Origin of the sequence: Sporosarcina aquimarina (assembly GCF_023715615.1) — a bacterium.
Classification (GTDB): Bacteria; Bacillota; Bacilli; order Bacillales_A; family Planococcaceae; genus Sporosarcina; species Sporosarcina aquimarina_A.
Map to the genome: position 1 here is coordinate 1,043,685 of NZ_JAMBOM010000001.1, position 25,876 is coordinate 1,069,560.

General features: G+C 41.9%; 30 protein-coding genes and 1 riboswitch. Of the genes, 25 read left to right on the top strand and 5 right to left on the bottom strand.

Annotated features, from left to right (window positions below; genetic code table 11):
* Nucleotides 1-65: 65 nt before the first annotated feature.
* Both M3197_RS04825 and M3197_RS04830 read right to left on the bottom strand, forming a co-directional pair.
* Entirely contained in the window at nucleotides 66-1,025 is a 960-nt protein-coding gene (locus M3197_RS04825; RefSeq protein WP_251659155.1) for an alpha/beta hydrolase, read from the bottom strand.
* On the bottom strand, nucleotides 1,006-1,908 hold the full coding sequence (locus tag M3197_RS04830; RefSeq protein WP_251659157.1) for a hydroxymethylglutaryl-CoA lyase: 903 nt from the start codon (nucleotides 1,906-1,908) through the stop codon (nucleotides 1,006-1,008). The genes M3197_RS04825 and M3197_RS04830 overlap by 20 nt, the downstream gene beginning before the upstream one ends.
* Nucleotides 1,909-2,023: 115 nt before the next feature.
* Here M3197_RS04830 and M3197_RS04835 point away from each other — a divergent pair, with 115 nt between their 5' ends.
* The 4 genes from M3197_RS04835 to M3197_RS04850 all read left to right on the top strand — a co-directional run bounded on the left by M3197_RS04835 (nucleotide 2,024) and on the right by M3197_RS04850 (nucleotide 5,234).
* The gene (locus M3197_RS04835; RefSeq protein WP_432813967.1) at nucleotides 2,024-3,208 is read left to right on the top strand and encodes an acetyl-CoA C-acetyltransferase; all 1,185 of its coding nucleotides are present in this window, start codon (nucleotides 2,024-2,026) and stop codon (nucleotides 3,206-3,208) included.
* 21 nt (nucleotides 3,209-3,229) lie between these two features.
* On the top strand, nucleotides 3,230-3,481 hold the full coding sequence (locus M3197_RS04840; protein WP_251659159.1) for a YqkE family protein: 252 nt from the start codon (nucleotides 3,230-3,232) through the stop codon (nucleotides 3,479-3,481).
* 60 nt (nucleotides 3,482-3,541) lie between these two features.
* Nucleotides 3,542-4,651: an o-succinylbenzoate synthase gene (menC, locus tag M3197_RS04845; RefSeq protein WP_251659161.1), complete on the top strand. Its 1,110-nt coding sequence runs from the start codon at nucleotides 3,542-3,544 to the stop codon at nucleotides 4,649-4,651.
* Nucleotides 4,652-4,718: 67 nt separating this feature from the next.
* A complete protein-coding gene (locus tag M3197_RS04850; RefSeq protein ID WP_251659163.1) occupies nucleotides 4,719-5,234 on the top strand; it encodes a YhcN/YlaJ family sporulation lipoprotein in 516 nt (171 codons plus the stop codon).
* Between the two features lie 47 nt (nucleotides 5,235-5,281).
* Here the strand turns inward: M3197_RS04850 and M3197_RS04855 are convergent, their stop codons facing one another.
* Nucleotides 5,282-6,376: a branched-chain amino acid aminotransferase gene (locus M3197_RS04855; protein ID WP_251659166.1), complete on the bottom strand. Its 1,095-nt coding sequence runs from the start codon at nucleotides 6,374-6,376 to the stop codon at nucleotides 5,282-5,284.
* 198 nt (nucleotides 6,377-6,574) lie between these two features.
* Here M3197_RS04855 and M3197_RS04860 point away from each other — a divergent pair, with 198 nt between their 5' ends.
* From M3197_RS04860 to M3197_RS04870, 3 genes are all read left to right on the top strand, one after another.
* A complete protein-coding gene (locus tag M3197_RS04860; protein ID WP_251659168.1) occupies nucleotides 6,575-7,693 on the top strand; it encodes an NAD(P)/FAD-dependent oxidoreductase in 1,119 nt (372 codons plus the stop codon).
* 70 nt (nucleotides 7,694-7,763) lie between these two features.
* A riboswitch (purine riboswitch) is annotated at nucleotides 7,764-7,865 on the top strand.
* Nucleotides 7,866-8,013: 148 nt separating this feature from the next.
* Nucleotides 8,014-8,595, top strand: a complete 582-nt coding sequence (locus M3197_RS04865; RefSeq protein WP_251659170.1) for a xanthine phosphoribosyltransferase — start codon at nucleotides 8,014-8,016, stop codon at nucleotides 8,593-8,595.
* A complete protein-coding gene (locus M3197_RS04870; RefSeq protein WP_251659172.1) occupies nucleotides 8,595-9,887 on the top strand; it encodes a nucleobase:cation symporter-2 family protein in 1,293 nt (430 codons plus the stop codon). The genes M3197_RS04865 and M3197_RS04870 overlap by 1 nt, the downstream gene beginning before the upstream one ends.
* A 54-nt stretch (nucleotides 9,888-9,941) precedes the next feature.
* Here the strand turns inward: M3197_RS04870 and M3197_RS04875 are convergent, their stop codons facing one another.
* A complete protein-coding gene (locus M3197_RS04875; protein ID WP_251659175.1) occupies nucleotides 9,942-10,844 on the bottom strand; it encodes an aldo/keto reductase in 903 nt (300 codons plus the stop codon).
* A 62-nt stretch (nucleotides 10,845-10,906) separates the two neighbouring features.
* Here M3197_RS04875 and M3197_RS04880 point away from each other — a divergent pair, with 62 nt between their 5' ends.
* From M3197_RS04880 to M3197_RS04940, 13 genes are all read left to right on the top strand, one after another.
* Entirely contained in the window at nucleotides 10,907-11,452 is a 546-nt protein-coding gene (locus M3197_RS04880) for an NUDIX hydrolase (protein ID WP_251659176.1), read from the top strand.
* 56 nt (nucleotides 11,453-11,508) lie between these two features.
* Entirely contained in the window at nucleotides 11,509-12,024 is a 516-nt protein-coding gene (locus M3197_RS04885; protein WP_251659178.1) for a hypothetical protein, read from the top strand.
* Nucleotides 12,025-12,107: 83 nt separating this feature from the next.
* Nucleotides 12,108-12,566, top strand: coding sequence for a ferric iron uptake transcriptional regulator (gene fur, locus M3197_RS04890; RefSeq protein WP_025784947.1), 459 nt, complete (start codon nucleotides 12,108-12,110; stop codon nucleotides 12,564-12,566).
* A gap of 104 nt (nucleotides 12,567-12,670) precedes the next feature.
* On the top strand, nucleotides 12,671-13,567 hold the full coding sequence (gene xerD / locus M3197_RS04895) for a site-specific tyrosine recombinase XerD (RefSeq protein WP_251659180.1): 897 nt from the start codon (nucleotides 12,671-12,673) through the stop codon (nucleotides 13,565-13,567).
* A 26-nt stretch (nucleotides 13,568-13,593) separates the two neighbouring features.
* Nucleotides 13,594-14,793 (top strand): phosphopentomutase, encoded by a 1,200-nt coding sequence (gene deoB / locus M3197_RS04900; RefSeq protein WP_251659182.1) that lies wholly within the window; start codon nucleotides 13,594-13,596, stop codon nucleotides 14,791-14,793.
* A 5-nt stretch (nucleotides 14,794-14,798) separates the two neighbouring features.
* Nucleotides 14,799-16,100: a pyrimidine-nucleoside phosphorylase gene (locus M3197_RS04905; protein ID WP_251659184.1), complete on the top strand. Its 1,302-nt coding sequence runs from the start codon at nucleotides 14,799-14,801 to the stop codon at nucleotides 16,098-16,100.
* A gap of 224 nt (nucleotides 16,101-16,324) precedes the next feature.
* Nucleotides 16,325-16,678 carry an anti-sigma factor antagonist gene (locus tag M3197_RS04910; RefSeq protein WP_251659186.1) on the top strand — a complete coding sequence of 118 codons (354 nt, stop codon included), beginning with the start codon at nucleotides 16,325-16,327 and terminating at the stop codon, nucleotides 16,676-16,678.
* On the top strand, nucleotides 16,668-17,114 hold the full coding sequence (spoIIAB, locus tag M3197_RS04915) for an anti-sigma F factor (RefSeq protein ID WP_251659188.1): 447 nt from the start codon (nucleotides 16,668-16,670) through the stop codon (nucleotides 17,112-17,114). The genes M3197_RS04910 and spoIIAB overlap by 11 nt, the downstream gene beginning before the upstream one ends.
* A gap of 3 nt (nucleotides 17,115-17,117) precedes the next feature.
* On the top strand, nucleotides 17,118-17,909 hold the full coding sequence (locus M3197_RS04920; RefSeq protein ID WP_251659190.1) for a SigF/SigG family RNA polymerase sporulation sigma factor: 792 nt from the start codon (nucleotides 17,118-17,120) through the stop codon (nucleotides 17,907-17,909).
* Nucleotides 17,910-19,358, top strand: a complete 1,449-nt coding sequence (locus M3197_RS04925) for a spore germination protein (protein WP_251659192.1) — start codon at nucleotides 17,910-17,912, stop codon at nucleotides 19,356-19,358.
* A gap of 111 nt (nucleotides 19,359-19,469) precedes the next feature.
* Nucleotides 19,470-20,795 (top strand): diaminopimelate decarboxylase, encoded by a 1,326-nt coding sequence (gene lysA / locus M3197_RS04930; protein WP_251659194.1) that lies wholly within the window; start codon nucleotides 19,470-19,472, stop codon nucleotides 20,793-20,795.
* Nucleotides 20,795-20,899 carry a YdgA family protein gene (locus M3197_RS04935; RefSeq protein WP_251659196.1) on the top strand — a complete coding sequence of 35 codons (105 nt, stop codon included), beginning with the start codon at nucleotides 20,795-20,797 and terminating at the stop codon, nucleotides 20,897-20,899. The genes lysA and M3197_RS04935 overlap by 1 nt, the downstream gene beginning before the upstream one ends.
* A 73-nt stretch (nucleotides 20,900-20,972) precedes the next feature.
* On the top strand, nucleotides 20,973-21,341 hold the full coding sequence (locus M3197_RS04940; RefSeq protein WP_251659198.1) for a GNAT family N-acetyltransferase: 369 nt from the start codon (nucleotides 20,973-20,975) through the stop codon (nucleotides 21,339-21,341).
* Here the strand turns inward: M3197_RS04940 and M3197_RS04945 are convergent.
* Complete coding sequence (locus M3197_RS04945) at nucleotides 21,338-21,850, bottom strand: DUF309 domain-containing protein (RefSeq protein ID WP_251659200.1); 513 nt, start codon at nucleotides 21,848-21,850, stop codon at nucleotides 21,338-21,340. The two genes, M3197_RS04940 and M3197_RS04945, sit on opposite strands and share 4 nt — an antisense overlap.
* A gap of 52 nt (nucleotides 21,851-21,902) precedes the next feature.
* On the opposite strand from M3197_RS04945, the gene M3197_RS04950 reads away from it, so the two are divergent.
* The 5 genes from M3197_RS04950 (at nucleotide 21,903) to resA (ending at nucleotide 25,862) form a co-directional block, all read left to right on the top strand.
* Entirely contained in the window at nucleotides 21,903-22,664 is a 762-nt protein-coding gene (locus tag M3197_RS04950) for a segregation/condensation protein A (protein WP_251659202.1), read from the top strand.
* The gene (gene scpB / locus M3197_RS04955) at nucleotides 22,657-23,262 is read left to right on the top strand and encodes an SMC-Scp complex subunit ScpB (protein ID WP_251659204.1); all 606 of its coding nucleotides are present in this window, start codon (nucleotides 22,657-22,659) and stop codon (nucleotides 23,260-23,262) included. The genes M3197_RS04950 and scpB overlap by 8 nt, the downstream gene beginning before the upstream one ends.
* 5 nt (nucleotides 23,263-23,267) lie before the next feature.
* Nucleotides 23,268-24,263, top strand: a complete 996-nt coding sequence (locus M3197_RS04960; RefSeq protein WP_251660095.1) for a D-alanyl-D-alanine carboxypeptidase family protein — start codon at nucleotides 23,268-23,270, stop codon at nucleotides 24,261-24,263.
* 213 nt (nucleotides 24,264-24,476) lie between these two features.
* Nucleotides 24,477-25,208: a pseudouridine synthase gene (locus M3197_RS04965; RefSeq protein WP_251659206.1), complete on the top strand. Its 732-nt coding sequence runs from the start codon at nucleotides 24,477-24,479 to the stop codon at nucleotides 25,206-25,208.
* A 126-nt stretch (nucleotides 25,209-25,334) separates the two neighbouring features.
* Entirely contained in the window at nucleotides 25,335-25,862 is a 528-nt protein-coding gene (resA, locus tag M3197_RS04970) for a thiol-disulfide oxidoreductase ResA (RefSeq protein WP_251660098.1), read from the top strand.
* Nucleotides 25,863-25,876 lie beyond the last annotated feature (14 nt).

Here is a 25,876-nt window from a genome sequence, read left to right on the forward strand (position 1 = left end):
ATAATAGGCTTATATGACTATCATGAATAAAAAAGCACCCCGTTCAATAATATTGAACGGGTTTTTCAATTTAAATACCCATATTTTCTTAAGAAGCGTTTAACAGTAGCTTCATATTCTTCTGGATTTTCGTTAAACGATCTAGCATGCGCACCTTTTGGAAAAAGTTTAATAGACTTTCCGCCATTTTTTTGCTCATACAACTCCTCAGTCATGGTTGGTAGGATGAAATCATCTTCCAAACTATGAATGAAAAGCATAGGGTGTGCTACCTGAGCGATGACTTGTTTTGGAGAAACTAGAGAAGTAGTATAACCATCGCGGAGCTTCAAAAAGATATTAGCAATTCGAATAACCTTAGGGGTACGTAGCGGCGTGGTTGTTTTCAAAATATGAAAAACCTGATCAGTAAAATCCGAAAAAGGACAATCGGCTACATAAAAATCCGCTTCTTCTGGATAAGTCCCCGCTGTCAAAATCATCGTTGCTGCTCCCATCGATTCACCATGAATTCCGAGTAAAGCCCGTCGACCAATACGCTCCCGGACTGCTTGAATTATTGCGCGTAGGTCCATTTTTTCATAGAATCCAAAACTGGTCGTCTTTCCACCAGAATCTCCATGCCGACGATGATCGTATACAACAGAGTTAAATCCAAGACGTTCGAACATACGCGCAAACTTCATTGAATTTATTTTATTTTCCGTAACCCCGTGGCAAATAATTACTGTTCTTGTAGTATCAAGAGGTCTTAGATAGATTGCGTGCAACAAATATCCATTGGGCGATTGGATACGCATTGTCGTTTTCGGTACCGTTTCATACCAGTGCGCATCGAATCGACGAGCGATGGATTCTCGTTTTAAAACAACATCGGTATCTTTTATTTTAAGAAACATTAAGCGATTGGTAGCTAGGATGCCAAATGTAGTTACCAGAGCAGTCGCAATGAAAGTGACACCACCTGTAATTGCAAGCAGACGCTTTCTCAATAATTTCAGCTCCTTAGATCCTTCCGTTTTCATACAAACGGTACATGCCGCTCTCGATCGGCCGTGAGACATGTGGTGCAATTTTTTCAACTGCTTCACACACTTGTTTTACATCGATACCTGTAGAGATTTCTAGTGAATCTAGCATGTTCACTACATCTTCGGTCGCAACATTTCCAGTGGCGCCAACAGCAAATGGACATCCGCCAAGGCCGCCAGCTGCCGAATCGAATCGGTCAATGCCTGCTTGCAAGGATGCAAAAATGTTTGCGAGTGCCATTTTTCTAGTGTCATGGAAATGAGCAGTTAGCAGTACCGAAGGGAATGACTGTCGAAGGTGTGTGAAAAGTTCATAGGTCTCGACAGGATTGGCCATACCAATAGTATCAGCAACGCTAAGCTCATCTACACCTAGCGCGACAAACTGTCTGCAGAGTTCAATACAATCATCCACTTCAATTTTCCCTTCGTATGGACAATAAAACGCAGTAGAAATACAAGCGCGAACAAAAACGCCTTCATCTTTTAGCTTAAGTATTACCGGAGCAAGCGCTTCTACACTCTCATTAGTCGTACGGTTAATATTTTTTTGATTAAATGTATTACTCACACCTACAAAGACTGCGAGACTTTTAGCACCGGCTTCTTGGGCAAGTTCGACTCCTTTCGCATTGGGAGTAAGGACAATCGAGCGTTCCACTAAGTCTGCCTTCTTCATAATTTCTAGCGCGTCACTCATTTGTGGTACCCATTTAGGAGACACGAACGAGGTCAGCTCCATTTCAGTTACTCCGGATTTTTTTAATAGACGGATAAATTCTAGCTTTACATCGGTTTCAACCTGGTTCTTCTCGTTTTGTAGACCATCGCGGGGTCCTACCTCGATAATTGTCACTTTTTTTGGTAAACTAAACATACAATCCCTCCTACAGCCTATTCTAACGGACTGTAGCAGATGCAGGCAATTCATATGTGGGAATGTTCTGTATTTCATAAAGGGAAAGACTCATAAACACATAGGGGGAATCATAGTGTCAGAACAAATCGTAATTGCAAGTGCTGTAAGAACACCGATCGGCTCATTTTTAGGCGCATTGAAAAATGTGAGCGCAACAGAACTAGGTGCTCTTGTCATTAAAGAAGCTATAAATCGGGCTGGGCTTACAGGAGCAGACGTGGATGAAGTCATTTTGGGGAATGTACTACAAGCGGGTCTTGGACAAAATCCGGCTCGTCAGGCATCATTAAAAGCAGGGCTTCCTGAACAGGTACCAGCGATGACGATTAATAAAGTATGTGGTTCCGGATTAAAAGCGGTCCAGCTTGCCCGACAAGCAATTTTATCAGGTGATGCAGAAGTAATCGTTGCCGGTGGTATGGAAAGTATGAGTCAAGCACCATATGTCCTGAATAATGCACGTGAAGGATTTAAAATGGGTGATCAAAAAATGGTAGATACTATGATTTCAGATGGACTTTGGTGTGCATTTAACGATTATCATATGGGTGTCACTGCAGAAAATCTGTGTGATCGTTATGGTTTGTCTCGTAAAGAACAAGACGAATTCGCTGCCAATTCTCAGAGAAAAGCTTCTGCAGCGCGCACAGCTGGAAAGTTTGCTGATGAAATTGTTCCGGTTGAAATTCCTGTACGTAAAGGTGAACCAATCCTATTCAAGGAAGACGAATATATTAAAGAAGGTACGACTGTAGAGAAACTGTCCAAACTTCGGCCGGCATTTAAAAAGGATGGAAGTGTGACCGCTGGTAACGCATCAGGACTAAATGATGGGGCTGCTGCATTAGTCATCATGTCTAAAACGAAGGCGGATGAACTTGGGATTACGCCGCTCGCAACAATTGTTGCAAATGCAAATGCGGGAGTAGATCCAGCAGTAATGGGAATCGGGCCTGTACAGGCGGTTTCAAATGTGTTGAAACGATCGAACCTCAAGTTAGATGATATGGATTTGATTGAAGCAAACGAAGCATTTGCAGCTCAATCACTTGCAGTAGATCGGGAATTGAAATTTGATGCTGAAAAACTAAATGTGAACGGTGGTGCAATTGCACTTGGTCACCCGATTGGGGCAAGTGGTGCACGAATACTTGTCACACTGTTATATGAAATGAAACGGCGTGATTCAAAACGTGGATTAGCTACACTTTGTATTGGTGGCGGACAAGGTGTCGCGACAATTGTCGAGCGTCTGTAAGTAGAAAAGAGGAGAACAACCATGGCGAAAAAAAGAAATCAACAACGTTCAGAAAACAAACCGAAAGATGATGGTGCACTCCGACTCGTCGACGCATTGGGGGAGGATGTTCTTTCTAAACTAAAAGAAGCGAAGCAAGAACTCTCGCAAGCGGAAGCAAAAGAGGAAGAAGCTCGCAAGGAACAAGAGATAAAAGATAAAAAAGAGCGGGAAGCGAATAAGAGTTTCGCTGAATTGCTAGACGAATACGACGGAAAAACAGGTAAATACTAACGAACAAAACCGCATGTGTTTCTTACGTGCGGTTTTGTTAATGAAGGAAGGGAAGATGAAATGATTATTCGTGATGTAATCATTCGGAAATTGGAAATGACGATGAAGAATCCATTTTCAACAAGCTTCGGAACGATGCAAACTCGACAATTTCTCGTAATTGAAGTGATCGATGAAAGGGGAAATAAAGGTTATGGAGAAGGTGTAGCGTTTTCCATACCTTGGTATACAGAAGAGACGACAGAGACTTCTTTACATATAATCCAAGACTTTTTAGTACCGTTGCTAAAAGGAAAGACTATCCAACACCCTGATGAAGTGAATGAAATTTTTAAATCGATTCGAAAAAACAATATGGCAAAAGCTGCAGTTGAGTGTGCAGTTTGGGACTGCTGGGCAAAACGACGAGGAATTACATTAACAGAGGCGATAGGTGGTAAGAAAGAAAAAATCGACGTAGGAATCAGCATCGGACTTCAAGCGGATATCGATACGTTAGCTGAACGAATTAACCAGAGTTTGAAATCAGGTTTTAAACGAATAAAAGTGAAAATTAAACCCGGACACGATATGAAGTTACTCTCGGAAATCCGTGAACGTTTTCCTAAAGTTCCACTCATGGCGGACGCAAACTCCGCTTACACATTAGATGATTTGAAATTACTAAAACAGCTGGATCAGTTCAGCTTAACGATGATCGAACAGCCCCTAGCATCTGATGACATCGTTGATCATGCAACATTACAACGGCAAATCCAAACACCGATTTGTTTGGATGAAAGTATTCTTTCCGCTGAGGATGCACGAAAAGCTATTGAACTAGGTAGCTGCCGTGTTATGAATATTAAAATAGGTCGTGTTGGAGGAATGGCAGAAGCTAAACGAATCCATGACGTGTGCCAGGAAGCCGGAATCCCAGTTTGGTGTGGAGGTATGTTGGAAGCAGGAATTGGACGAGCACACAATATTGCACTTACTACATTGCCGAATTTCACATTTCCTGGAGATACAGCGGGTTCTTCTTCATATTGGGATCGCGATATTATTACACCTGAAGTCACAGTGGAAGATGGGACGATCACGGTATCTAAATTTAATGGCATGGGATATGAAGTGGACATGAATGAAGTTGAGCGCCATACCACCAAGCGTATTGATATTCATCTTTGACAAAAATACACATAGTTTTTCTACTTTTTGTCCATACTGTCTGTAAACAGATATGGAGGAGAGACAAATGAAGAAATTTTGGATGGTATTCGCTGCTTGCCTGCTGATGTTATCGCTTGCTGCATGTGGGAAAAAAGATAAAGATGTGGAAAATCAAACAAACGACACAGGTGTCGTGGAGAATGAAAATGATACAACGACAGACATGGATGGTACTGATGATGACACCACAAACGATGATGCGACAAACGATCAAACTGTCGAGAACGCTGATGAGATTGCAGACGCCGTCTCTAGCCTAGAAGAAGTCGATCATGCAAGAGTTCTTAAGATGAACAACAGTGCGTATGTTGGTGTGACTCTTAAAGAGGGGACTACTTCTTCGAAAGAATTAGATGACAAAATTGCCGACAAAGCTAAGGAAGCAGGAGCAGATACTGACCAAGTATATGTATCCACAAATCCTGACTCTGCAAAACAGATTGATGAGTACAGCGACCAGATTCGAGATGGGGAACCAGTAGAAGGATTTTTCGATGAAGTCGGAGATGCGATGAAGCGAATTTTCCCAGATGCTCATTAAGCCATAAAACAAAACCCGACACTTGAAGTGTCGGGTTTTGTTTTATGTTAACCTATTTTTACAGATGATGGCGAAAGTTTTGTTATCCATTGAAGTGTGTCTTCTTCTTCACCTAATTGTATTTTCGTTAATGTCTCATATAGCTTTTTTGAAAGAGAACCTGTCTTGCCATCATTGACGGTCATAATTTTACCATTCCAGTTCAATTCTCCAACAGGAGAAATAACAGCTGCTGTGCCCGTACCGAAAACTTCTTCTAATTTTCCTGATTCATGAGCTGCAGCCAATTCTTCCATTGAAATTTTACGTTCTGTCACAGGGATTCCCCAATGATGGAGAAGCTCGATAATGGATTTACGGGTAATCCCTTCAAGGATGCTTCCATTAATGGCAGGAGTAATGACTTCACCATCTATTTTAAAGAAAATATTCATACTTCCAACTTCTTCGACATACTTTCGTTCCACTCCATCGAGCCACATTACTTGTGAGTAGCCCTGTTCACTTGCAGTTTCCTGTGCTTTCAATGCAGAAGCGTAGTTTCCTGCCGTCTTAGCACCACCGGTCCCACCCTTGACAGCGCGGACAAATTCATTTTCAACTAAGATTTTAACCGGATGGATACCTTCTTCATAGTAAGACCCTACTGGAGACAGGATGATGTAAAACTGATAAGTCGTAGCTGGAGCAACTCCTAAAAAAGCTTCCGTTGCAATCACAAATGGACGAATGTAAAGGGAATTACCTTCTAACTTAGGAACCCATTCTTCTTCTACTTTCAATAATTCCAGAAGTCCTTCAATCGCTTTTTCTTCGTCCACCTGAGGCATACATAGTCTGTCTAAGGAACGATTTAGCCGTTTGAAATTCTCTTCTGGGCGGAATAGACGAATTGAATCATCTTTAGCACGATAAGCTTTCAATCCTTCGAATACTGTCTGACCATAATGGAATACGATGGCCGCGGGATCGAGCGAAATCGGTGCATACGGAACGATACGATGGTTTTGCCAACCCAGCCCTTTTACATAATCTGCAATGAACATATGGTCAGTGAAATGTCGACCAAATACAAGATTCTCTTCGTTCGGTTTTTCTTTACGGGAATCGGTAAGGTTGAAATCGATCTTAGATGTCGTCATGGCTTATTTTCCCCTTTTCAATTAAAAGTTACTTGCAATTGATATATCGAATACTGCCATTATACGCCATTCTTGTTCAAATGAAAGAATAGTTCGTATATTACTTTTATTACAATTTTGAAAACGATTACAGTGTCGGTGGTTTGATGAATGGTGTTGACCGTTGTACACTGTTAGGATGAAAAAGGAGGGAACACAGTGGAGCAAATCATAATTATTGGATCCGGAATTTTAGGTTCATCTACTGCATACGAACTTGCAAAACGGGGTGCCTCTGTTACTGTGATTGACCGAAATGATTCTGGAAGTGCAACTAAAGCCGCTGCTGGGATTATTTGCCCTTGGTTATCACAACGCAGAAATCAGGATTGGTACAGACTTGTCCGAAATGGTGCTAAGCATTATAAAACACTTATCACCGAACTTGGAGTCCTAGGTGAGTCTGAAACAGGTTACCGTCAAGTAGGTGCCATCAGTTTGTTTACAGATGAGACTAAACTTGAAAAAGCATACGAGCGAGCACTTACAAGAAGAGAACAAGCACCTGAAATCGGTCATATTGAAAAACTCTCAGAAGCACAAACTAAGCAGTATTATCCTCCGATTGCTGAAGGATTTCAATCGATATACATATCCGGGGCTGCGCGAGTCGATGGACGCCAACTTCAACAAGCCCTGATTCGTGCTGCGAAGTATTATGGCGCAGTTTTTGTGGAGGGGAGTGCGACGCTTCGCAAAAACGAAGACAATGCGATCCAAGTAGTATGCGAAAATCAAACCTACGACGCAGACAAAATTATTTTAACTACGGGTGCGTGGTCGCCGGATTTGAGTTCACTCAACATTCGTCTAACCGTTCGAGGTCAAAAAGCACAGATTATTCATATGGATCCGTTCAATGAGAACAGTTTGAACTGGCCGGTCGTGATCCCACCAGGTGACCAATATTTACTCTCTCTTGATGATGGGCGAGTAATCGCAGGGGCGACACATGAAGACGAAGATGTTTTTCAACCCTCTATTACAGTAGGTGGGGTTCAAGAAGTGTTAACTAAAGCATTGGATGTAGCACCAGGATTAGAGAGTGCAGAATTGTTGGAAGTACGGACAGGCGTACGACCATTTACTCCTGGATTTCTACCGGTCATTGGTTCATTACCAGAGCATCCGTCAATTTTTGTAGCAAATGGATTAGGGGCATCTGGACTTACTGCAGGACCATATTTAGGTAAATTACTAGCTCAGCAAATTTCAGGCGATCCAGTAGATATTGATCTATCGCCCTACTCAGTAGAGCAAGCAATTGAACTTCTATAAAAGAATCCGCTTACATTTTTCCTATTTTAGAATAGGTCTTGTTTTCTTGATTGAGCATGCTATACTAAAGTCAAAATCGAATACATTCACTCATATAATAGCGGAGATATGGTCCGCAAGTTTCTACCGGTTTGCCTTAAACAAACTGACTATGAGAGCAACGGACTTGAGAGGATCTGAAGAGTGACTACAGATTTTCGCTTGTTTTCATCTGGTGAATAGTAAGCCGTGATGACCTTTGCTCCACTCATAGATATGATTGGATGCGCGGGTCATACGGCTTTTTTGTATGTCTGCCATACCACTGAGGAGGAAATACGATGCAACTGTTAAAGGATAAAATTATGGAAGAAGGAAACGTGTTACCGGGAGATGTCTTGAAAGTCGATTCCTTCTTGAATCACCAAATCGATGCAGAGCTCATGCAAGCGGTTGGAAACGAGTTTGCGGAGAAATTCGCAGATGCTGGCATCACAAAGATTTTGACATTAGAATCATCAGGGATAGCGCCTTCAGTTATGGCTGCTATTCAGCTCAAAGTCCCTGTAGTGTTTGCCCGAAAGCGGAAATCATTGACGCAAAACAGCAACCTTTACAGTGCATCTGTTTACTCATACACAAAACAAGAATCGAACGAAATATCGGTATCGGAAGCACACCTTGGTTCAGAAGATACATTGCTAATTATTGATGATTTTCTTGCAAATGGACAAGCAGTCTTAGGCTTGTTGGAAATTGCTGAACAAGCAGGCTCAAAAACGGCAGGTATTGGAATTGTCATTGAAAAAGGATTCCAACCTGGTGGCGCAATGTTACGGGAAAAAGGACTTCGTGTAGAATCACTTGCAATTATCGAATCACTTGAAAACCTACAAATTACTTTCAAGGAGGCTGTCGAATAATGAAAGCGACGCTTCTAGGAATTCAACATCTGTTAGCTATGTATGCAGGTGCAATCCTAGTTCCACTAATCGTAGGTGGCGCGATTGGACTTACACCTAAACAGCTTACGTATCTCGTTTCTGTCGATATTTTGATGTGTGGTGTTGCAACCCTTCTACAAATTATGACAAATCGTTATTTTGGTATTGGACTTCCTGTCGTGCTCGGTTGTACGTTCACAGCTGTAGGACCGATGATCTCAATCGGAAACACGTTTGGCTTATCTGCAATCTATGGTTCTGTAATTGCGTCTGGTGTAATTATCGTACTCATCAGCGGAATATTTGGGAAACTGGTCAAGTTTTTCCCGCCAGTTGTTACAGGTTCTGTGGTAACAATTATTGGAATTACACTAATTCCTGTTGCGATCAACAACATGGGTGGAGGACAGGGGGCGGCTGATTTTGGCTCTACTACAAATATCCTGTTGTCTTTCGGAACACTTGCATTCATCGTTCTCGTATACCGCTTTTCCACAGGCTTTTTACGGGCGATCGCAATCTTAATCGGCCTCGTTGGTGGAACTATCGCAGCGATGTTCATGGGTGTAGTTGACTTCTCAGCTGTACGAGAAGCCTCCATGTTTCACGTCGCTCAACCATTCTTCATCGCTACACCAACATTCCAATGGCAACCAATTTTAACAATGACGATTGTTGCAATGGTCTCGCTCGTCGAGTCAACTGGAGTATACTTTGCACTCGGAGATATCTGTGAAAAAGACATAAAATCTAAAGATCTTGCAAAAGGGTATCGCTCAGAAGGTCTTGCATCTGTTCTCGGAGGATTTTTCAACGCATTTCCATATACGACTTTTTCTCAAAATGTTGGTCTTATTCAAATGTCCGGTGTGAAGTCTAGAAAGGTTCTTGTAATTACAGCTGGCATGCTGATTGGACTTGGTTTCATGCCGAAAGTTGCTGCAATTGCTACTGTTATTCCTAATGCTGTCCTTGGTGGAGCGATGGTTGCAATGTTTGGAATGGTCGTATCACAAGGAATTAAGATGCTCAGCACTGTTGTTGTTAAATCACAAGACAATGCAATGATTGTTGCGTGTTCAGTCGGAATTGGTCTTGGAGTATCAGTTGTACCAGAGCTGTTTGCGAAACTCCCTGAAGGCGTCCAACTATTGACGAGTAACGGAATCGTAGCAGGGAGCTTAACGGCGATTGCGCTAAATATTATCTTCAATATGATTCCGAAGCGAAAGCGTAAAGAAGCAGTTGTGTTAACTGAACAAGAAGCATAAAAAGAGTGGGAGCTAGTTGTTAGCTTCCCACTCTTTTTTGATTCATGATGTAAGTCAAATTCGGTGCTGGTCGTATTTGTGTAATTCAAGATGTTTAGTTAGGGCATCAAGTTCTACATGACTAACGTCTGTCTCATAAGCGTAAACGGAGTCCATCAGCTGTTCGTGCGTGCGTGCTCCAACCAATGTAGTCGCTACAACATCTTTCTGAAGACAAAAATGAATCGCAGCTGCATGAAGTTTTTTTGTATGTGCTGTCAAATTATGTAAAACCTCACCTAGTGCAGGTTGCTTATAATTAACAAACGAGTCAGTCTGAGCCGCTCGTTTCTCACTTTCAGCTGTCAGAAGACCTTTCGCTAATGTCCCACGTACAATGACAGAAGCATCGTGTTCCTCAACCGTGGAAAACCATTCTTCAGGACGTCGATCGAGCATATTGTATTGCATCATTACAGAAACAGCGCTACTGTTCTTCAAAAACTGTTGAATGACATTCGGACGGATTGATGAGATACCATACTGGCGGATTATCCCTTCATCTTTTAAACGCTCAAACGCTTCAATCACTTCGTCAGCATTATCCTCCATAGTTCCACCGTGTAACTGATACAAATCGATATAATCCGTACTAAGTCTTCTGAGACTCTCTTTGACCCCTTCTATGATGTGTTCTTTAGAGGCATCCCAGTGCCAAGTTTTCCCATCAGGATTCATCTTATTTCCAACCTTTGTAGCTAGGATGATGTCACCTCTCCGATTGCGGATTGCATGTCCGACGCCTTCTTCATTTGCTCCACCTTCATACAAATCTGCAGTGTCAAAGAATGTGATGCCTGCATCTAGAGCGGCTGCAACGATATCGTCTACTTCGTTGCGATTCGTTGGTAGTGACATGCACCCAAGTCCCAGCTCGGAAATAGCTAGATCACTTTTACCGAGTTTTCTTGTCTTCATCCAAACACCTCCATTATCCCCATGGTATACTGGACGAAACAAGAAAGAAAGTGGGGGATCTTATGAAAAAATTCGAAGAACGAACAGTAGTTAGTGAGACGCTATATAATGGGAAAATTATTAAATTACATGTAGACGAAGTTGAACTGCCTGACGGAAAACGTGCAAAGCGAGAGCTAGTCAAACACCCAGGAGCAGTTGCGATTATCGCCATTACAGAACACAACAAACTGATTCTCGTTGAACAGTTCAGGAAGGCACTTGAACGGTCAATCATTGAAATCCCTGCTGGTAAAATAGAACCTGACGAGGATCCAGAAAAAACTGCAATCCGTGAGCTGGAAGAAGAAACAGGCTACCGAGCGAACGAATTTACATATATCCAGTCTTTTGCAACTTCTCCGGGATTTGCAGATGAGATCATACATCTCTATTTAGCAAAATCTTTGGAAAAAGTGGAGAACCCTGCAGCGGGGGATGAGGACGAATTCATCAATCTTCTAGAATGTACGCTCGAAGAAGCGGAGGGAATGATGAATGATGGAAGAATCTATGATGCGAAAACAGCCTTTGCTGTTCTCTATATAAAAGAACTCCTGAAAAGTTGAACTAATTATTACCGGACAAGCATAGAGTAGTACAAACTATTCGGAGGTGCATGTCTATGGTTCGTTCGTTATCGTTTTTACAGTTGTTTGTAATTCTCGCCGTAGGTTACATAGGTGGCGTGTTACTCTATCGAGGTATTCCTGATGCTGATTTCTCATTTTTAGTTCAGCTTTACGATAGTCGTGCAGCACAGAACAGCTCCACTTCTTTACTGATTCAACTAGCATCGTTTCTTTCTTTTTACGTAGTGGCGATGATTTTGTCATTATCCAAGAGAACTAGTTGGTTCGTTATGCTGGTAGGGGCGCTGAAGGCGGTTTTGTTTGGGCTCGCTTCCGCGCATATTCTTGCTGGTGGAGTGAATATGCTCGCTTACTCAGGATGGTGGTTCCCATTTAAATTACTAGGAACGTTCCTTGTAATAGTATTCTGTTGGACCCTTTCACCACCATTTTTCACACGCAAAACAGTCAAACGTTCTAACAATAGTAAACTTCCTCTTATGATTGTGGGTGTAGGACTTGTACTTTTCTTCGCAGATAAAGCTGCTTACAATCTCTTAGGAGGATAAAAGCGCTATAGGACGGTTTCCTTTCTATTGTCATAACGAATGACGATTTGCTATAATAGAATCATTCTTGAGGGGGGCGTCCTATGGAAAGCCGAATTGAACGCATAAAAAAACAATTACATGGGGCCAGCTATAAATTGACGCCTCAACGGGAAGCTACAGTCATGGTACTTCTGGAAAACGAGGCAGACCATTTAAGCGCAGAAGATGTGTTTCTGCTTGTTAAAGAAAAAGCCCCAGAAATTGGTCTAGCTACTGTTTACAGAACACTAGAATTGTTAACTGAATTAAAAGTCGTAAACAAAATTAATTTTGGAGATGGCGTTGCCCGCTATGACTTACGTAAAGAAGGCGCGGCAAGATTCCACCATCATCTAATATGTATTGAATGCGGAGCAGTCGATGAAATTCAAGAAGATCTTCTCGGTGAGGTAGAAAAAGTCGTTGAAAAACGATTTGGATTTACAGTCAAAGATCATTGGCTCACCTTCCATGGGATTTGCAAACGTTGCAAATCTGAAGGAGATACAAAGGGAAAGTGAGAGAGGGCGGCAGCATGCTGTCCTCTTTTAACGTTTTTGTTGGAAAAGGAGGGAAGGAGTCTGAGTCTGCAGCATAGTGCTGTCTAATCAGATATCCGCAGCATATGACAGATATGCAATTTGCTTTGCAAGATTACTTGCACTTTTTAAAAGTCGAACGGCAGCTGGCAGATAATACGATCTCTTCTTACAAACGTGACTTAACCGCGTACACGAGCTGGTTAGCTATTAACTTAACACCATCAGATACGATTGACCAACAACAAATAACAAACTACTTATTCCAATTGAAAGAACAAGGAAAATCATCAAGAACGATTTCAAGACACATCTCATCCATCCGTTCTTTTCATCAATTTATGCTAAGGGACAAAGTGACAGACGCGGATCCAACGGTTCACTTGGAGTTACCGAAACTGGAAAAGAAATTACCGAGGGTTCTATCCGTATCTGATATAGACAAGCTCATCGAGACGGTTGGTACGAAGACACTTCAAAGTATTCGGGACACGGCTATCCTTGAATTGTTATACGGAACAGGAATGAGGGTAAGTGAACTAATAGGGATGAATGCAGAAGATATCAATTTAACGATGGGATTTGTTCGCGTTTTCGGTAAAGGAAGTAAGGAACGGATTATTCCTTTAGGCAACACAGCAGTGAAAGCGTGTACAAGCTATCTTGAAGACGTAAGACCACAGTTCGTTTCTTCTGGAACAGGGAAAGATGCGCTCTTCTTGAATGCCAGAGGTGGACGCTTAACACGTCAAAGCATTTGGAGTCTTCTACAAGAAGTTTCCAAAAATGCGGGAATGGTTCAAAAGTTAACGCCTCACATGTTACGTCACTCGTTTGCAACACATTTAGTAGAGAACGGTGCTGATCTGAGGGCTGTACAGGAAATGCTTGGACATTCTGATATCTCAACGACCCAAATTTACACGCATGTCAGTCGAACGCGACTAAAAGATGTATATAGTCAGTTTCATCCAAGAGCATAAGCATATTTTTTTAGGAGGCAATTCAAATGAGTACACAACCATTTAAAAGAATTCACTTAATCGTTCTAGATTCTGTCGGGATTGGTGAAGCTCCGGACGCCCACTTATTTGGGGATGAAGGCGCAGACACTCTCGGTCATATCGGGGAACACATGGAAAACGGTCTACATATGCCTAATTTAGCTCGAATGGGTTTGTCAAATATAAAAAAAATTCAAGGCGTTCCTGAAGAACAGTCACCTATCGGATTATACGGTAAAATGCAAGAAGCTTCAGTTGGTAAAGATACGATGACTGGACATTGGGAAATGATGGGGCTTAATATTGACCAGCCATTTAAAGTTTATCCAAATGGATTCCCCTCTGAACTAATTGAAGAATTGGAAAAACGAACAGGCAGAAAAGTAATTTGTAACGAACCGGCAAGTGGTACTGCGGTTATTGAAGAATACGGAAAAGAGCATATGGAAACAGGAGCACTTATTGTTTATACATCTGCGGATCCAGTCCTTCAAATTGCGGCACATGAAGAAATTATACCGATTGAAGAGCAATATCGTATTTGTGAAATTGCTCGTGAACTTACACTAGAGCCGGAATTTCTAGTCGGTCGTGTCATTGCTCGCCCATTTGTTGGGGTGCCAGGAAGTTTTGTTCGAACAACAAATCGCCATGATTATGCACTTAAACCGTTCTCTCCTACCGTCATGAATGCATTACAAGATATCGGACGAGATGTAGTAGCTGTAGGGAAAATCTCGGACATCTTTAATAATGAAGGTGTTACAAAAGCTGTTCGTACAAAGAGCAATATGGATGGTGTGGATAAGTTACTCATAGAAATGGACACAGATTTTGAAGGATTAAGTTTTACAAACCTTGTTGACTTCGATGCCCTGTTCGGTCACCGTCGTGATCCTGAAGGCTATGGACTTGCATTGCAAGAATTTGATGCACGGATGCCTGAAATAATGAGCCGCTTAAAACCAGATGATTTATTGATCATCACTGCAGATCACGGCAACGATCCAATTCATGAAGGTACAGATCATACACGAGAGTTTGTTCCATTGCTCGTCTATTCTCCTCGTTTTACAAGCGGCGGAACGCTTCCGCTTCGCAACACGTTTGCTGATATCGGGGCAACGATTGCAGATAATTTTGAAGCAACGGCACCTGAATTCGGAGAGAGCTTTTTACAATCACTAAACGAAAAGGTACGGTGATAAGAATGAGAATGGTCGATATAATTCAGAAAAAAAGAGATGGCGAGACTTTGTCAGAAGAAGAAATTCGTTTCTTCGTAAATGGATACACGGATGGGTCTATAAGTGATTATCAAGCGAGTGCATTTCTAATGGCAATTTATTTTTCTGATATGGACGCAGAGGAACAAGGCTATTTAACGATGGCTATGGTGAATTCAGGCGACCAAATCGACTTGTCGGCAATTGAAGGGATTAAAGTTGATAAGCATTCTACGGGAGGCGTTGGTGATACTACAACGTTAATTCTTGCGCCACTTGTCGCCGCATGCGGAGTACCTGTTGCGAAAATGAGTGGGAGAGGACTTGGACACACTGGAGGGACTCTCGATAAGTTAGAAGCAATCGAAGGATTTCATGTGGAAATAACGGAAGAACAGTTCGTGAAACAAGTGAACGATTTGAAGTTAGCGGTTATTGGACAAAGCGGTAATTTGACACCTGCTGATAAAAAGCTATACGCACTCCGTGATGTGACAGCGACTGTAGACAGCATTCCGCTCATTGCAAGTTCCATTATGAGTAAAAAGATTGCAGCCGGTGCGGATGCAATCGTGTTGGATGTGAAAACTGGTGATGGTGCGTTCATGAAAACTACTGAAGATGCAGAGGCACTTGCCGAATCGATGGTAGCAATCGGAAGAGAAGTAGGTCGTCATACGTTGGCTGTTATTTCGGATATGAGTCAACCACTAGGATACGCAATTGGAAATTCATTGGAAGTGGAAGAAGCTATAGATACGCTAAAAGGTAATGGACCTGAAGATTTAACGGAATTGTGTCTTGTTCTTGGGAGTAAAATGCTAATTGCTGGTGGAAAAGCAAAAGATACCAAAGAAGCTCGAAATCAGCTGAATCAGGTCATTCAAGATGGCTCTGCATTGGAGCTATTCGCTAAGTTTCTTGAAGCGCAAGGTGGCAATCCAGCTATAGTGAAAAATCCTGAACTTTTGCCGAAAGCTGCTCATCAAATTGAAGTGAAATCGACAACTACAGGATTCATAACAAAGATGGAAGCGGATGAAATCGGTGTTGCTGCGATGCTACTTGGAGCCGGTAGAGCAACGAAAGAAGACGATATTGACTTGGCAGTCGGCATAGTCTTAAAGAAAAAAATAGGCGATGCTGTTAACTCAGGGGAGACAATTGCTGTTATCCACTCGAATACTGAAAACATCTTGCAGACCGAAAGTTTACTACTTAAGCATATTCACATTACACAACATGCGCCCAAGCGCCCTAAACTGATTCATAAAGTTATGGCATAAGAGCAACCATAGATGAGAAAGGCACTATTCACGATTGTCGTGAAAGGTGCCTTTTTTTATGTAAAAAAAAGAATAGTTGTCTAAAGACTGTCAATTTTGGACAGGCTACAAGTAAGTTCTGTTGTCGGTTCATGTAACGTGAACACTAGTTTTGACTAGTTTTGTCACGAAGAAGGGTTCCGCTTAACCGCCGTTGAATAGTTGGCGAGAAGGAGGGGTTGACGATGACAGATATAGCAATTACAAAAAATGGCATCATAGTTGTGGCGTTACGTGGAGAATTAGGAAATCATGAAGCCAATCGCATCCGAACACAAATTTCATCGGAAATCTTTAGTGGAAAAGTACATGGGGTAATTTGGGATTTGACACATCTTGGATTTATGGATAGTTCAGGGATTGGATTGATTTTAGGGAGAATGAGAGATCTTGCTCCGCAAAATGGAGAGACGCTCATACTAAATCCCTCAGCAACTATGGAGAAGATTTTTCAATTCTCAGGACTTGGCACAGTGGTGAGGCATTGCAACGTAGAAAAAGCTATAGGTGAAATCGGAGGGGTTTTACATGAACAATGAGATGACATTGTCATTTGTCGCAATCGAAGAAAACGAAGCGTTAGCTAGAATGACGATGACGTGTTTCATAACACCTTTAGATCCGACGATTGAAGAGTTGTCCGAATTTAAAACAATTGTTTCTGAAGCTGTGACCAATGCAATTATTCATGGCTATGACTGTGATGGAATAAGAAAAGTGACTATTCATGGGAAAATTGAAGACAGTAAAGTCACGATGACAGTTTCGGACGAAGGAAATGGTATTTTCGACGTGGATCAGGCAATGGAACCGATGTTCACTACAAAACCATTATTAGAAAGATCTGGGATGGGTTTCACAATCATGGAAAGTTTTGCGGACAATTTGTCAGTTGAATCTGCAATTGGACAAGGGACTGTCGTGCGGTTTGAAAAAACATTTTCTCCGGTCACGGAAAAAAGCAGAATGAGGTGACCTATGGAAATGTCTGTTGAAAAAAATGGAGCACTTCTATCCCAAGAGGAAATGCGCATGCTGATTCAACAGTCCCAAGCAGGCGATAAGGAATCCCGCAGACGCATGGTGGAAGGGAATACACGTCTCGTCTGGTCAATTGTTCAGCGGTTCGCTTCGCGTGGTGCAGACTTGGAGGATCTGTTTCAAATCGGCTGTATCGGTCTCATGAAATCGATTGATAAATTTGATTTGTCTTATGAAGTAAAGTTTTCAACGTATGCAGTTCCAATGATAGTCGGAGAGATACAACGGTTTTTACGAGATGATGGAATGGTGAAAGTGAGTCGTTCCATTCGTGAACTCAGTTTTAAAATCAGACATGCGACAGACAGTTATGTGAAGGAGCATGGAATATCACCTTCCATTTCTGAGCTTGCTAAAACACTTGAAGTCACGATAGATGAAATTATTTTAGCATCTGATGCTTTGAGAGATCCTGCATCCTTGCATGAGCAACTGTACGACAGTGATGGGGATAGTTTGACACTGATGGATCAGCTCAAAGATGATCGTTCTACTCGGCTATTTGACCATATCCCTTTGCGAGATGTTGTTTCAAAACTTAACAAACGAGATCAGACAATTATTTACATGCGATATTATTTAGATTGCACACAAAGCGACATTGCGGAACGAATTGGGATTTCTCAAGTCCAAGTTTCGCGATTAGAAAAGAAAATTCTAGCCCAATTGAAAACCTGGATGGGTGCAGCTGCAGAAGAAACGTTGGATAAAGCGAGGGCTGATCGATAAATGAATCCATTATTTACATCTAAGACTGAAGCCGAAGCGTGGTTTGTTGATAAATTTGGAACAGGTGAAACGTATGATGCAGTAACACGAGAAATTCATTTGTGGGAAATGCCAGTTCTTCTACTATACATCAATGGACTTGTTGATGGGCAGACGATTACAACGTTACTAACGGAAATGCAAGATGCAGATAGAGGAAATGAAGCTTCTCACCATTCAGGTGAGAAGCTGCTCTCTTACTTCCCCTATCATGCAGTAGAGCAGCCGAAAAGTCGGGATGAATTTTTAACATCACTATTGAGTGGACTTGCAGGGTTCGTGTCTGATGATGGGTTCACCTTTCTTATCGACATTAGAAGTTATCCCGGGAGACAACCAGAAGAGCCTGATAATGAAAAAGTAATAAGAGGATCCAGGGATGGGTTCACAGAGAACATTCTTCAAAATACAACTTTAATAAGAAGAAGATTGCGGACACCGGAACTTCGATTTGAAATGCATAAAGTATCTGCGGTTGGAAAAACCGATGTGGCAATTTCCTATATTAAAGGAGCTGCCAATGAAGATATATTAGACGGAATTCGTAAAAGAATGGATGAAATTGAAACAGATGGACTAACGATGACGGATAAGTCGTTGGAAGAGTTTCTATTTAAGCAGAGGTTTAATCCGATGCCATTTGTTCGATATACGGAACGACCTGACATTTGTGCAGCTCACCTCTTAGAAGGACATATTGCTCTTGTTGTCGATACATCTCCATCTGCTATCCTCGTGCCGACCACAATTTTCGATCATATGCAGCATGCAGAAGAATACAGACAGGCTCCTTTTATTGGGACGTTCGTTCGCATGATTCGCATGGCAGGTGCAATTTTCAGTCTTCTATTGCTTCCCTTTTGGTACTTACTTGCAACAAAAACTCAACATATTCCTCAGTTTTTACATTATATCGGTCCGGATGATCCGGGGGCGGTTCCACTATTCGTTCAGTTATTACTTGCAGACTTAGGAATAGAAGTGCTGAGGATGGCGGCCATTCATACACCGACCCCTATGACAACGGCCATGGGGCTAGTTGCTGCAATTGTCATTGGACAAGTAGCAATTGATGTAGGCTTATTTACACCAGAAGTGGTGCTATATGTAGCGGTTAGCGCAATTTTAACATTTGCCATTCCTTCCTATGAATTGAGTATCACAACTAAGATTTTCAGGATTGGTTTGCTTTTTGCTGTTGCTATAGCTGGAGCGCCAGGGTTTTTCGTTATGCTTGCGGTACTCTTCTACTACCTGAGTTCTATGAAACCGTTAAATGTTCCTTACTTATGGCCAGCGTTGCCATTTTTCCCGAAAGCGATGCTGCGCGTAATCTTGCGTCAACCGATGACGGTGGATATGCCAAGGCCTTTCATCACGCACTCCCCTAAGCGTAATCGAATGCCGTAAACAATTGCCTCCCCCTAAAAGTTATGATAAATTTGTCCTTAGACAACTCCTTCTACAATAAATGTCTGTACGAGGAGATTTATCGCAATTATTGGAGTGGAGGCGTAACCGATGGACTTATACGGAACTCAAAAGGTGAACGACAAAGGGCACTTAGTCATTGGTGGAACAGATGCGATTGATCTCGCACATGTTTATGGCACACCGCTCGTCGTCTATGATACTGCGTTATTTCGTAAGCGAGCAGCAGGTTTTCAAAGTACGTTTAAAGCGATGGGGATAGAAGCTCAAGTTGCTTATGCAAGTAAAGCGTTTTCTTCGGTTGCCATCTATGAACTAGCCGCACAAGAGGGATTGTCCCTAGATGTGGTTTCAGGTGGAGAATTGTTTACTGCTGCAAAAGCTGACTTCCCAAGAGAGCGTATTCATTTCCATGGAAATAACAAAAGCTATATGGAATTGAACTATGCGTTTGATGAAAAAATAGGTTGTATTGTCGTAGATAACTTTTTAGAGTTGTCCATGGTAAAAGAAATCGCATCTACTCGAAAACAGCAGATGAACATTTTGTTGCGAGTGACGCCAGGTGTTGAAGCTCACACACATGAATTCATTACGACTGGTCAAGAAGATTCCAAATTTGGATTTGACTTGAAAAATGGACAAGCAGACAAAGCATTTGAACTTGTTTATGATGCGCCATATCTACAATTGCTAGGACTCCATTGTCATATTGGATCTCAAATCTTTGAAACTGATGCTTTTACCCATGCAGCAGAAGCACTGATGAAAAAAATGCAAGCGTGGAAAGAAAGCCATTCGTTTGTTTGTACGGTTCTGAACTTAGGGGGAGGTTTCGGAATTCGGTATACGGAAGAAGATCAGCCGCTAGAACCTTCTCAATATGTAGAAAAAATGGCTGAGGTCGTCCTTGAATTATCAAAAAGTTGGAACTATCCACTTCCGGAAATTTGGATAGAGCCAGGTCGGTCACTTGTAGGGGATGCAGGGACAACACTGTATACTGCTGGAAGTGAAAAAGAGGTGCCGGGAATTCGCACATACATTGCAGTTGACGGAGGAATGTCGGATAATATCCGCCCCGCCCTATACGATGCAAACTATTCAGCAGCCGTTGCAAATCGGATGTTGGAACCTCATAATACAACCGTTACGATAGCAGGAAAATGCTGTGAATCAGGGGATAAGCTCATAATTGACGCAAACCTTGCGGATGTTACTGAAGGCGATATCCTAGCACTGTTTTGTACGGGAGCGTATACGTATTCAATGGCGGGGAATTATAATAGACTTCCTAGACCTGCAGTAGTATTTGTAGAAGAAGGACATCACCAACTCGTGATTAGACGAGAGACTTATGAGGACATTACTCGTTTAGATCTCCCCCTTCAGCAGAAGGTGAGGAAAGAATCGTAATGAAAAAGCGTAACCTTCTATTGTTTTTAGGAATTGTCATTATCGCATTAGTTTGGGGAGCGGTATATTGGTATTTTGTTGTACCGGTTATCGATCCGCGCTAAGACCTAAGTTGATAAATAATCGACAATCCTGTAAAATCGAGCAGATAGTATTATTGAAAGTGAAGGGATACCCATGAAACTTGTTCGTTATAAAAAAGCGTATCACAAAATAGCAATGGGGTTTCTTTCATATAGTTCCGGTGACCAGCCTGTCAAACAACTCCAAGAAACCATGACCCGTTATGAAACAGATGATAACTGGGAAATGTACTTGGTGAAGGAGAAAGAAGATATCATTGGAATTGTCGGTGCAGAAGTTGCGGACCACTCATTTGTCGTTCAACACCTATCCATCAATCCATCTTTTAGAGGCGAAGGAATCGGGAAAGAAATGGTTGCCAAACTTCAAGAAGAATTTCCGGACAAAACTCCCTATGGGAATGAATATACGGATGCATTTGTCAGTAAATGTGTTCTGGAAGAAACAAGAGCGGAACGCTAACGTCCGCTCTTCTTCTTTTCGTTACGAAGTTTTAGAATATCACTTCTGTCCCTAAGCATATGTTTATGAATAACGTCATCGCTACCGGGTGGTAGTAAATATAGGTTTTGTTTGGTTTGGCGTACTAATTCATTTAGTTGCTGAGAATGGAAAGTGAGTTTTATTGGTTGGAATGAATTTCCATTTGAGATCTCGGATTTTGCAAAAGCAACCTCTTGAACTAGGTGGTCGAAGTCAACTACATCCAAATATTCATCGTATTTGGATGGAAGCGAGGTGAATCTCTGGTGCGACTTGGTAATTGTTCGTAAAGCTCCATTCAGATTCCCGCGTCTCCAATGATACATTCCAGTAGAAAGCAAAATATAAGCAGTAAGTGGATGTGCCTTTGAGTAGCCAGGAATGGACTTCCAATATTCTTCTAACACTTCATGGCCCTCGAAATAATCTTGATTGTCATTAAAATATACAATGAACTCCACGAAGAGCGGATGAAAATAAGGATGCATACAGTCACTCCTATTCATTAGTGCATCTGCTGTGAGCAGAAAAGGTGAAAAAATGTCTTATAATGTAAAGCTAGAAGCATTCGAAGGTCCTCTAGATCTATTGCTGCATTTAATCAACCGATTGGAAATTGATATTTATGACATCCCAATGGCGCAGCTGACAAACCAATACATAGAACACTTACATGCGATGCGTGTACTCGAACTGGATGAGCTAAGTGAATACTTGGTTCTTGCCGCAACATTAATAGAAATCAAAAGTAAAATGCTACTTCCTGTGCATGAGGGGGAAGTTTTCGATGACGAAGGGCAAGAGTTCGACATGGAAGAAGACCCACGAGATGAACTGATTGCACGAATACTTGAGTACAAAAAGTATAAAGAAGCAGCTGTGCAACTGAAAGAATCGGCTGATGAACGTGCTGTCCACTATACTAAACCTCCTACTGAAGTAGAGGCATATGGCGTCGTGGCTCCAGCCGATTCGGGTGATGAACTCAACGTGTTTGATCTTATCGGTGCCTTTCAGCGCATGCTACAGCGTAGGAGATTAAAAGCACCTATGTCTGCCAGTATAACAAATAATGAAATTTCTGTCGGCGATAAGATGGATGAGATTATGAGTCGAATAGAACGTAAGGGGGGGACTTGTGAGTTTGAAGAGTTGTTTGAAGAAGGAGACATTAGTGGTTTAATCATCACATTTTTGTCCATTCTTGAACTAATGAAACGAAGTGATATTATCGTAGAACAACACGGGAATTTTGACCGGTTACAGATTAGAATGCAAATGGAGGAACGGACGTATGAATGAAGGTAACATCCTAACAGCTACCTTAGAAAGTTTCCTTTTCGTTGCTGGTGAGGAAGGGCTGACGTTAAAACAGCTTGCTGCACTGACTGTTTGTACAGAAGGTGAAGTGACTGATGCTTTAGAACGGTTGCTAGCGGGATACGAAGAACGGAGAACAAGCGGGATTACGTTACGTCAGTACGGTGGAGTCTTTCAACTTGTCACTAAAGCGGAATACGCAGAGGATATTAAACGATTGTTTGAAAACCCTCCTTCTAAAATGATGACTCAAGCAGCACTTGAGGTACTTGCGATAATTGCTTACAAGCAGCCGGTTACACGTGTGGAGGTAGACGATGTCCGGGGGGTAAAATCCGAACGAGCTATCCAGACACTTGCTTCCAAAGGATTCATCATGGAAAAAGGACGTTTAGAAGCAAGTGGTCGGCCGATACTATATGCAACAACGGCGTATTTTTTGGATCGATTCGGACTCAATTCACTTGAAGACTTGCCGCCACTCCTTCAAGAAACAGAGGAAGATGAAGATACAGACCTATTTCTAACCAAGTTTCAAGACATATTAGAAGCTCAAGAAGAAGGAGGAAATCGTCTTTGAAAAAAGTGCTGGCTATACTGATGCTTTGTGCTTCAATGGTGCTCTTGCCCGTTCCAACAGCGAACGCTGCTGTAACCTCATCGTGGGTGGTCATCGATGGTGATACAGGGAGAATACTGGATGGAGACAACCCGCATGATCAGTTACCGATTGCGAGCCTAACAAAAATTTGGACGGCTCTGACGTTTATTGAATCAGGTGCAGCCGGTGAAGAAATAGAGATTTCACAACGGGCTTCATCAGCGGAAGGTTCTTCGATATACTTAGAGCCGGGCAGCACCGTCCCGACAAAAGATTTACTTCATGGACTCATGCTTCGATCAGGAAATGATGCAGCGATGGCACTAGCTGAGCATGCAGGTGGATCTGAAGAAGGATTCGTACAACTTATGAACGAACAAGCAGATCTTTATGGACTAAAGGATACGCACTTCACCAATCCGTCAGGTCTTCATGATGAACAGCATTTGTCGTCTGCCTATGATACTGCGATGATGCTCTATTTTGGAATGAAAAATAAAGAATTTAAAAAGATTGCTTCTACCGAGCAGTACACCAGGACGGGCAAACAACCGGGGGTTTGGGAAAACAAACATCGTCTTATCACATCCGACACCGACGCAGTAGCAGGTAAGACTGGTTTTACAAAAGCAGCAGGTAGGACATTAGCCACTTACTTTGAGAAGAATGGGAAGAAAGTGATCGTCGTTACATTGAATAATGGGAATGACTGGAACGTTCATAAATCGCTAGCAGCGAAAGTTTTCCAGGAGTATTCTGTTGTAACTGTTGCTAAGAAAGGTGAGTATTCGGTCTTGCCGGGTGTTACGGCCAAGTTGAAGAAACCTATAAAAGTGTTGCTCAAACCGGAAGAGAAGAGTAAAGTTAGTTCTGTCATGCGAATTCCGCGAGATGAGACGCAATCATCACTAGGTCAATGGACTGTCTCTTTGGACCAAGAGCCATTGGTAACTGCGGAAGTTGAACTAAAACGCAAATGAAATCTTCTGTATGAAAAAGTGGATAAGAAAAGTTGAAACTCTATGAAGCAGAGGACTACTTAAAGCCTCTGTTTTTTCTTTTTTCTTAAAAAACAGATGAACGTGATGAAAAGAGGTCGCTATCTTTTAGATCAAACATGTATTATGCGGTCTCCTTTTCATTTGCATAAAAATATGACATAATTTTTTAGACTGAAGAATGAGGTGACGGAAATGGAAAGACTACAAAAAGTATTAGCGCGAGCTGGAGTTGCATCCCGCAGAAAAGCTGAAGGGTTGATCCTGGAAGGCAAGGTTAAAGTGAATGGATCCGTTGTAACGGAACTTGGAACGAAAGTAACAAATTCAGATAGAGTGGAAGTCGAAGGTATCCAAGTCGTCAAAGAAAACTTCGTTTACTATTTATTGTATAAACCGAGAGGCTACATATCAACGGTTCACGATGAAAAAGGACGAAAGACTGTATTGGATCTTATGCCAGGCGTTGAACAACGGATTTTTCCGGTGGGAAGACTAGATTATGACACGTCGGGTGTCATCATTATGACGAATGACGGTGATTTTTCTTACACAATGACACATCCGAAGTTCGGAATACGGAAGCAGTACATTGCAAAAGTAAAAGGGATTCCAACTCGGGAAGCACTCAAGAAGCTCGAACATGGAATTGAATTAGAAGACGGCTTAACGGCTCCTGCAAACGTTAAGATGCGTTCAATGGATAAGAAAACACAAACTGCTCTCGTTGAAATTACAATTTCTGAGGGGAAAAACCGCCAAGTTCGTCGTATGTTTGACGCCATCGACTGCCCTGTTGTGAAATTACGTCGTGAATCCTTTGCATCGCTTACCACATTAGGTTTGAATGCAGGTGAAGCTCGTGAGTTAACTACTCATGAAGTGAAACAACTGCGTGTTCTTGCGGAAACCGGTAAAATTGGCTAATTTGTGACACAAATGTTTCACAAAACACTCATGAACGAAGCCAATTAAAAAACACATCTTTGTTATAATGAAGGATGCTATGAACGATTCGAAGTACCAACGTTAGGGGGGAAAGAGGTGGCTAAGATGGACAAAAAGAAGAAACGCCTATTCATTAGGGGAGCGATCTTACTAGTCTTGGCGGCAGCCATTGTCTTTGCACTTACTTCTAAGAAAGAAACCAAAGTGCTTGCTGTCGGGGATAAAGCACCGAACTTTGAACTTCAGGATATGAATGGAAAGAAAGTAAAACTCTCTGATTATGAGGGACAAGGCGTGTTTTTGAATTTCTGGGGAACATGGTGTCCACCTTGTAAAAAAGAAATGCCGTACATTGAAAAGCATTCTAAGGAGTTCACAAACAAAGGTGTCCAAGTTCTTTCTGTTAATATCGGTGAATCTGAGTTTAAAGTGAATACATTTATTAACCAATACGGACTAACATTCCCTGTTCTGATCGATAAGAACAAAAGTGTGAGCCGGAATAGTTATAATGTGGTCCCATTGCCTACGACAATGCTGATCGATAAAAATGGAGTTATTAAACAAATTGTTACTCGAGAAATGAGCGAAGCTGAAATTGTGTCTCTTATGGAGAGCATTCAACCCGAATAAGGAGCATGGTATCC